We start from the raw sequence: 8,388 nt of genomic DNA on the forward strand, positions 1-8,388 counted from the left end.
ATGTGGAATCTTTTGCGTTGGAGTTAAGGAGCTTTTTTCAAATTTCACCACTTCCCCCTCTATCAATCCTAAGCCCAAATGTTCGCCAAACTCATAACTTTTTTGAAACAATAATTGCATTCCTAGGCAGATTCCAAGTAGAGGCTTGCCGCTTTTGGCAAACTCTAGCACTGCTTCTTGCATTCCATTGCGTGCTAGGTGTTGCATTGCGTCGCCAAATGCTCCAACACCGGGCAAAATAAGAGAATTGTAGTTTTTGAGATTTTGCGGGTCTTGCGTGATATGGGCTTTTTTACCAACCTTGTGGATTGCATTTTGGACGCTTGCTAGGTTTCCAATTCCATAATTTACAATGCCGAGCATATCAATCTCGTTTTAAATTCGCAGTAAGTCTGACATACAATGCTAGCCCTGCAAGCAGAAAGGTTACCGCAACGATGAGATAAACAGCATAAAGCAGCTTTTCTGGAGCAGTAATTGCGAATTTAAAGACTAGCATTAAAGATTCAATGGCTAAAGCAATCACAATAGAACCCAAGAATCGCGTCATTGTTTTATGCACGACTTTAGAATCTTGCGACTTCTGACGCCCCAAAACTTCCTCTTCAAAGATTGCGCGCACAAGGTCAAAAATAGCCAAACTTAAAGTAATAAGAATCGTTGCTTCAAAAACATCTTTAATATCTAAAATCTCCAAACTTCCAAAGCGATATAAGGCGTCCCATAAACTAATGCTACCCTTTATGAGCAGCAAAGAGCAGACAAGGAAGAGAGACAAAGCCATTAGGAAATAAACGCATTTGCCAATTCCAAAAGAAAATCCAAACAAAGGTGTGGTGCGCACAAGCTCCAAACTTCGCTCCAAACGCACGTCCATACAGACGACATAGGCAAGATCCCCCTTATCATTATAGAGAGGATAGGAAACTGTGATGACAAGATTACCGCTTGCTAAAGAGGGATACGGGTCTGTTAGGATACATTTTTTTTCTTTCACTGCGCGATAAAAGTAGGCGCGTTCATTATGGTTTTCACCTTTTTTGCACTCAATGTTAGAATCCCTAGAGATTCCGTCTATTACTAAACTCCCGCTAGAATCTAATACATAAATGAGTTCAAAGATTCCCACTTCTTTTTCTATCTTTTTGATTCCATCAACAATTTTATTTAATTCAATATGTGGCAAGTGATTTTTGATATTGCGTTGCATTAAGAAACATAAATACGCACGAATCTCATAGCGCATTTCGCTAAAATGTGCAATGTCTTTTGATAACATAAAAATTCCTTAAATTTAAGATTGAATTTGGGTCGAAATTGTATCAAAAAATACAGGATAATAACCCATATCTTTTGGTAATTTTGCTTGCCAAGATTCCAAAATACTTTGATAATCCTCCAAGGTTAAATTTCCTTTTAACAATTCATAATTAAGATAAAGTCCATAAGTGTTTAGAACATCACTTTGACAATATTCATCAATTTTGTCTTGTTTGCCCTCATAATATAATTGCAACACTTGCTCTCCGCTCGTGTCGTATTTACCCGGAAAGCCAACTAAATTTGCGAGAGCATCTAGTTTGAGATTCCGCGCACTGCCATAGTTTCCCAAGCTATCATATAAATCCGTGTGGAATCTCTCACTATATCTTTGGCGATAATTTTCCCATTTGCTTTTATTAAATTGTGCGTTGTTTTCCTCAAAATACGCATTTGCTTGGAGCTTGTATTTCATTGCACGTAAAAGCAACATTGGCATATCAAATCCTCGTCCATTGAAGCTTACGAGTTTTGGTTGATGTTTGTTGAGATAATTTAAAAATGACGTAATCAATGATTTTTCTCGTTCTTCTTTGGAATTTCCAATGCTTTTGAAGTTGCCCACCTTGATAAAACGTCCATACTCATCACAATACACGGCTGCAATACTGATGACTTGATGATAACAAATCGGCAAAAATTCTGTGTTGCTTAGTTCTTTTTGAATCTCCATTGCGGCTTTGCTTATTTCTAAATCACTTTGGGATTCTATTTTGATATTTCGTTTTTCAAATTCTGCTTTAAAGCCTTTTTGAACTAAATCTACATCTAAAATCGTTTCACAATCAAATACAATAATCATTTGCACTCCTTTGTTTTTAACTGCGTATTTTAAAGTAATTTTAGTTAGAATCCAAATTGATATGTAAAATAAAGGGGTAATTATGCTACTTGGAGTAAATATTGACCATATTGCAACACTGCGTGAGGCGCGGAAAATCAACGACCCAGACCCGCTAGAAGCAGTATTTATAGCCAAAAGGGCAGGGGCAGACCAGATTACTTTGCATTTGCGTGAAGACCGCAGACATATGCACGATTCCGATATTAAACGCATTCGCGAAAGCTCCTTTTTGCCTCTTAATGTGGAATGCTCCATTAATCCGCAAATCATAGACTTTTTGCTAGAAGTCGCACCACACCGCATTACGCTTGTGCCAGAGAATCGCGCAGAAGTAACCACAGAGGGTGGATTAGATGTTATAGGAAATTTTGATAGAATCGCGGAAATTACACAATCTTTTAGGGGAAAGGGCATAGAAGTTTCACTTTTTATTGATACGCAACTAGACCAAATTTGCGCTTCTAAAGAAGTTGGTGCGCAAATGATAGAGATTCATACGGGCGCTTATGCGAATTTGCATTTGATGTTAAATTCTAATTTACCCCGCACGCACCATAGTATAGAATCCCTAAACTTGCCAAAAGAGGAGTTAAAAGTGGCTTTGAGGGATTCCATAGAAAGCTTACAGAATGCCGCAAAAGAGGCAAAATGGTTAGGATTGGAAGTTGCCGCAGGACACGGATTGAACTATGTTAATCTTGCCCCTGTGTTATCTATTGTTGAGATTGGAGAACTTAATATCGGACAAAGCATTATCGCACGCGCTATTTTTAGCGGACTTGAAAATGCCATTAAAGAAATGGCGAAGTTGATAAAGGGTTAGATTTGAGATTCCATTATTCAGAGGGGGTAGGGGGTTCTGCTTAGCAAAGTTAGCTCTTAACCCCCCAACTCCTAGTATGTTTTGTCCTCATTGCAAGGACGCGGATACTTTGGATTTGCCCTTGCGTTGTCGTGTCAGATTTGTGGCATATCAATAGGATTTTTTTCTTCGTTTTGTGGTGGCATAAATTGTGTTTGTGTGTTTTGTGAGGTTTGCTCATAGACAATTTCAAGCGTTGGATTAGAATTGTTCAAATCCACAAAACGCGTGCAATGCTTATGAAATATTAGTTTTACGGTGCCGGTTGGTCCATTGCGTTGCTTGCCGATGATAATTTCTGCTTCCTCTTCATTACGCGGGATATAAGTACTTTTGTAGTCTTTGTTTTCTTTTTTGGCGGCTTCTTCTTTTTCTTTTTCATCTTTTTGTTTATAAACTGCATCACGATACACAAACAAAATAATATCTGCGTCTTGCTCAATAGAGCCAGATTCGCGCAAGTCTGAAAGCATTGGGCGGCGGTCGCTCCTGCTCTCTAGGCTACGATTGAGTTGTGAAAGCGCAATGATTGGAATCTCTAATTCGCGCGCAATCATTTTGAGTCCGCGACTAATTTCGCTAACTTCTTGGTGCCTATCTTTATTGTTAGCACTACTCATCAATTGCAAATAATCAATGACAGCAAGTCCGATTTCTGGGTGTTTGGTTTTGATTTTTCTTAGTTTGGTTCTAAGTTGATGAATCGTAAGCAAGCTATTGTCGTCAATAAACAAAGGAGATTTGCTCATAACATCTGCCGCATAGGTGAGATTTCCCCATTCCTCTTCTTGTAAGTTTCCAACGCGCAAGTTTTGCAAAGAGATAGAGGTTTTAGCAGCGAGCATTCTTAGCATTAATTGTTCCGCAGGCATTTCAAGACTAAAAAATGCTACCCCCCTCCCTGTATCTAAGGCTCTTTGTGCCATATTTAATACAAGTGTTGTCTTTCCCATTGCCGGACGCGCAGCAACGATAACCAAATCCCCTTTGTTGAATCCTGTTGTCATTTTGTTTAAACCTGCAAAGCCTGTATCTACGCCAATGAGCAGGTTATTTCCACGTTTTTTCATTTCTGTAACATATTCTAAAGTTGTTTTAATAATTGCTTTGGAGTCCCTAAATTCCCGCATTTGTTGCACATTGCCAATCTTATAAAGCTCACTTTGGAGATAATCCATAATTTCTTTAGAGCTTGTTTCGCTCTCTGCCGTGCTTTGAGTGATTTTCATAGCAAAGGAATGGAGTTTGCGCTTGGTAGAGGATTCTAAAATTTCTTGAACATAAGATTTTAAATCACTGATAGGGCTTGTGGAGAGAATATTTAACATTTCTTCTTGCGCAATCGGACGTGCTTTGGTAGAGAGTCCAAGAATAATCTCCTCATCAATAGGGCGTTCAGTGTGGCGAAGTTCTAACATCGCAGAAAAAATATTTTGGTGTGGTGGATAAGAAAAATCTTCTGCTACAAGTGATTCCGCGATAAAATCCAACTGCTCTGGGTCAAATAAAATAGAGCTTAAAACAGCGCGTTCAATTTGTAATTGCATTTCCATATTGATTCCTTAAAATGTTGCGTTGCTTTTGAGATTTAAAAACAAATGTGCTAAGGTTGTGAGCGCAAAAACAGGAGCGAAAAATCCAATAATCGGAATTAGACTTAAGCCATACAGGGGCAAAACAACGTTGCGGATTCTACTTTTTTGTTCTAATTTAATGCGTTTAAGCTCTTTTTTTTCAAAGATTCCCTCGCCCACATCTGCAACCAATGTTTTAGAAAAGAGCCAAAAGTTTGGCAATAAAATCACAAATGAACCTATAAAGGGCACAAAATAAAGAGGCAATAAAAGCACTAAAAACAAAAGATATAAGAGATAAACTCCAAGTAAAGAAAACAAAGAAACTAATGTGCTTGTATTACCCTCTAAAGGGCAGGTAGGATAGTGTTTATTGCGCACAAAATGGACGACAAAAGGTGCTAAAAAAGAACAAATCGTCAATGTAAGTAAGAGCGAAAATATCAAAAATAAAAAAACTAAAAAAATAAAAATCGTGGTTTGGATAATATAATCTAGGCTACTTTGAATCCAAGCAAGCCAAGTAATAGAGAGATTTAAATCCCAGCGCAAAGAATCATAAAGCGTGGCATACCAAGTGTTGCCAAAGAAATAAAAGATTCCACCGATAAAAAGTAGCGCAAAAAATAAAGGTAAGAAAGTCAAGCCTAGTAAATAAGGCGTGAAAATATCCTTTTTGGCAAGCGCGAAATAGTGCTTTGTTTGGGTGAATTGCTCTTGCATTTTTGATTGCATAGTTGTCCTTAATTTTTGCAATAAATCATAAAAATTGAATCCAAAAATTCACCAAGTGAGAACTTCTCTTTTGATTTTATTGAGTGTGTCAATTGCCTCTTTGAGACGCGAGACTTCGTTGTCAATTTGTTGGAGATTCCACGCGCCAAGCTCTTCTGGCATATCTTGTGAGCCACGTTTAATCATAATGTAATCTACAAAAGAAATTTTTGCGATTCCTAAAAGCAACTGAATCTCTGCCTGTGCTTCCTCAATTTCACGCAAGATTCCGTCAATGCGTTCAAACATTTTTTATCCTTCCTTGCTAAGTTTTAAGCCAAAATTTTAGCATTTTTACGCAACTTTTACAAAGGGAGAAAATCCTCCAAGATTTCCTCTTGCATAGTATGCGAAATTTCTAGTGTAAAATCATTAAAAATAGGTTGCTCTATGATTAAAAGCGGGGAGGTAAAAAACCCATAGGGATAAATTTTGTGGCGCAAAAGCAACTGAATTTCCTCACAAAGCCCTTGCCGCAAGAGAGTGGAAAAGTCTGATATTTTTAATAAATCTTTGAAACTCTCAAATAAAAGTAGCAAAATTCCTTCTTTGTTGGCATATCCGATTCCATTATGCCAAAATTCTACTTTTGCTTTGGTGGGTTTGGAAAGTAGGGAATAATCGCAAATAAAGCTAGGAATTGTTTGATTTTGGCAAGTCAGTTTGCCTTTAAGAAGTTGGTAGTGTAAAACTTTGCGTTTAAGGATTTGGTAGGGTTGGTCTGCTTGCTCTAGTCTCGTTCGCGTTTGAAAATTATGGAATCGCAACGCGGGGAGATTCCTTATTCCTTGTGGTGCGTTTAAGGACGAGAGCAACTCTAGCGCGTTTTTTTGGGATTTGTCTCGCTGGGCTTTGAGGGCAAAAAGGCAGCCGCAGTAGTTTTGGCGGTAGAGCTTTGCACTTCTTGCAAGTTCGTTTTGCGCTTTTGTGCCCCCTTTGCTTCGCACATCAAGGGGCAGGAAGTCAAGATTCCAACTTTTAGCAATCACTTCACCTTGTGCAAAAAGTTCAGATTGTAGTTTCATTGGGCTTGCAAGTAGAGTAGTGGTGAATTCTGTGCAATGCGTTTTTTTGGCAATTTGAGCAGTTTTGTTTAAGCGAAAGTCAAAGCAAAAGCTACACCGCTCCCCCTTTTCGGGTGCGTTTTCTAAGCCTTTGGCATTTTGTAGCCATTCTTTGTCGTCGTATTCTCCAACAATAAGCGGAATCCCAAGTATTTTGCAGCTGCGTTGGACATCTTCTAGGCGCAGTTGATACTCTTCATAGGGGTGGATATTGGGGTTATAAAAGAATCCGCAAAAATGCTTATGGGGGTAAAGTTTTTGGAGGCTTGTTAGGAAGTGATGACTATCTACGCTGCAACAAATATGCACTAGGGTTGCGTTTTGGTTGCTAAAATCATAAGGGACAGACGACATTTTCTCTCTTTTTTGGGCTAAATGAAACGAAATTTTAGCATAACCTAACACAAGTTAATCAGAAATATGTTAAAATTCTTGCGACCCTTTCATCTAGTGGCCAAGGATAATGCTCTTTCACGGCATATACGGAAGTTCAAATCTTCCAAGGGTCGCCAACTTTTAAATAATCTCGTATTTCTTGCAATCCCAACTTAATGCATTCTTAAATGTTAAAATTCTCTTAACTTTTCTTTAATAAATCCGATATAATAAATACTATCTTGAATTAATGAGGGGCAAATGCTCAAGAAATTGTTGGTTGGCTTGGTATTTTCTAGTGCGTTTAGCACATTGATTTTTGCACAAATACAACCCAAAGTGCAAATAGGCGAGGCACTAAGTGGCAAAGAAGCGAAGGAAATGTTACAAAACTTCCCAAAGGAAGTAAAATCTGTGATAAAAGTTCCACAAAATAAACAAACAAAGGTGGCTAAGAACGCAAGAGGTGGGACTTATCCCTATAATAACGATGTGATTCCACCTTTTAACTCCTCTACCGATTCGCTTGTAGCACTTAGAAATAGTGCGGGTAATGTCGTTTTGTATGTAACTTATACCACAGATAAACCATTCGCAGAAGTTGGAAATATCCTTACCATAGATTCTAGCAGACTGGATAGCCCAAAAGACTATGCGGTGCAAAAGTGGAATCCCGACAAGCAAGAGCTTTATAGCGAATATGTAAATGCAAGGACTTATTATAATGGTGGGAGAAATCCGACAGATAAATATCCTGAATGGGGTATGCCTTATTCTAATAGCTTTGGAATGTGGATAAAACTTGGCGGATATTTCTCTGAAGCCATTTCGTTATTTAACAGAAACGAAATATACAAACAAAGCGACCCAGCTTGGGAATATCAGTATTTTAATTTTCAACTATTGCCCTCTGGTTTGCTTTCTGTTACCACAAAGTATTCTGATTATTCTACGGAACGCATTATCACGACAAAGCCGATTCCTCTTAACAAATGGGTATATATTCAAGCAATAGAAAAAGTGTTAGATTATCAAATTGGTTGGAAAGCAGAGGATGGAAGTGATGAAGAATTAGTCCAAAAAACTTTTGGGAATCAGACAATTAAATTTTCAAAGGATGCTTCTTATCAGAGGTATTTTAGCGTAACTGATTTAATGCGATATTTAGAAAATGACGAAACAAGATTCTATATTAACGCTAAAGAGCTTTTTTATAATCCTGTTGTGGGAATGTTTGAGCTTATGGATAACTACAATGCCAAAGAAAAGTTAATTTTCTCCACAGGAGGACAGATAACTTATGACATTAACACTTTAATCCAAGAATCTTACACGGTCTTAAGCGGCGGAACTTCGTCTATTTTGAATCTTAACGATATAGATGTTTATTACGACCCACAAACATTAAATATACTTTTAATTGATTGGCGGATAAATCGGCAAGGAGCAGGAAAATGAATATCAATAACCCAACACATATCAATCCCAAATTGGTTTCAAATAATCTAGGCACATTAGAGACCAATGGCAACCTCAAACTCACAGAGGAAGCAATCAAACAATCTCAAGCAGAAG

Annotated in this window: 9 protein-coding genes and 1 tRNA gene; 3 read left to right on the forward strand and 7 right to left on the reverse strand. The window is 37.9% G+C overall.

Going from position 1 to position 8,388, the window contains the following annotated elements; genetic code table 11:
* From hisH to Q1553_RS01155, 3 genes are all read right to left on the reverse strand, one after another.
* Positions 1 to 363: imidazole glycerol phosphate synthase subunit HisH (gene hisH, locus Q1553_RS01145; RefSeq protein ID WP_300842688.1), on the reverse strand; the 363-nt coding region annotated here is incomplete at its 3' end.
* Between the two features lies 1 nt (position 364).
* Positions 365 to 1,279, reverse strand: a complete 915-nt coding sequence (locus tag Q1553_RS01150) for a PDC sensor domain-containing protein (protein WP_115551329.1) — start codon at positions 1,277 to 1,279, stop codon at positions 365 to 367.
* Positions 1,280 to 1,294: 15 nt separating this feature from the next.
* Positions 1,295 to 2,122 carry a 3'-5' exonuclease gene (locus Q1553_RS01155; protein WP_300668553.1) on the reverse strand — a complete coding sequence of 276 codons (828 nt, stop codon included), beginning with the start codon at positions 2,120 to 2,122 and terminating at the stop codon, positions 1,295 to 1,297.
* 82 nt (positions 2,123 to 2,204) lie between these two features.
* On the opposite strand from Q1553_RS01155, the gene Q1553_RS01160 reads away from it, so the two are divergent.
* Positions 2,205 to 2,987: a pyridoxine 5'-phosphate synthase gene (locus tag Q1553_RS01160; RefSeq protein WP_115551327.1), complete on the forward strand. Its 783-nt coding sequence runs from the start codon at positions 2,205 to 2,207 to the stop codon at positions 2,985 to 2,987.
* Between the two features lie 134 nt (positions 2,988 to 3,121).
* Here Q1553_RS01160 and Q1553_RS01165 read toward each other — a convergent pair whose 3' ends face one another.
* Genes Q1553_RS01165 through Q1553_RS01180 form a run of 4 tightly spaced genes read right to left on the reverse strand, consistent with a single transcriptional unit; the run spans position 3,122 to position 6,792 of the window.
* Entirely contained in the window at positions 3,122 to 4,573 is a 1,452-nt protein-coding gene (locus Q1553_RS01165; protein WP_115551458.1) for a replicative DNA helicase, read from the reverse strand.
* Between the two features lie 15 nt (positions 4,574 to 4,588).
* Complete coding sequence (locus Q1553_RS01170; protein WP_245944208.1) at positions 4,589 to 5,335, reverse strand: EI24 domain-containing protein; 747 nt, start codon at positions 5,333 to 5,335, stop codon at positions 4,589 to 4,591.
* Between the two features lie 48 nt (positions 5,336 to 5,383).
* A complete protein-coding gene (locus Q1553_RS01175) occupies positions 5,384 to 5,623 on the reverse strand; it encodes a DUF2443 domain-containing protein (RefSeq protein ID WP_115551326.1) in 240 nt (79 codons plus the stop codon).
* 56 nt (positions 5,624 to 5,679) lie between these two features.
* Positions 5,680 to 6,792 (reverse strand): epoxyqueuosine reductase QueH, encoded by a 1,113-nt coding sequence (locus tag Q1553_RS01180; RefSeq protein WP_300668551.1) that lies wholly within the window; start codon positions 6,790 to 6,792, stop codon positions 5,680 to 5,682.
* An 82-nt stretch (positions 6,793 to 6,874) separates the two neighbouring features.
* On the opposite strand from Q1553_RS01180, the gene Q1553_RS01185 reads away from it, so the two are divergent.
* Positions 6,875 to 6,950, forward strand: a tRNA-Glu gene (locus Q1553_RS01185).
* 124 nt (positions 6,951 to 7,074) lie between these two features.
* Entirely contained in the window at positions 7,075 to 8,271 is a 1,197-nt protein-coding gene (locus Q1553_RS01190; RefSeq protein WP_300691240.1) for a hypothetical protein, read from the forward strand.
* Positions 8,272 to 8,388 lie beyond the last annotated feature (117 nt).

Origin of the sequence: Helicobacter sp. UBA3407, from assembly GCF_949747025.1 — a bacterium.
GTDB classification, from domain to species: Bacteria; Campylobacterota; Campylobacteria; order Campylobacterales; family Helicobacteraceae; genus Helicobacter_D; species Helicobacter_D ganmani.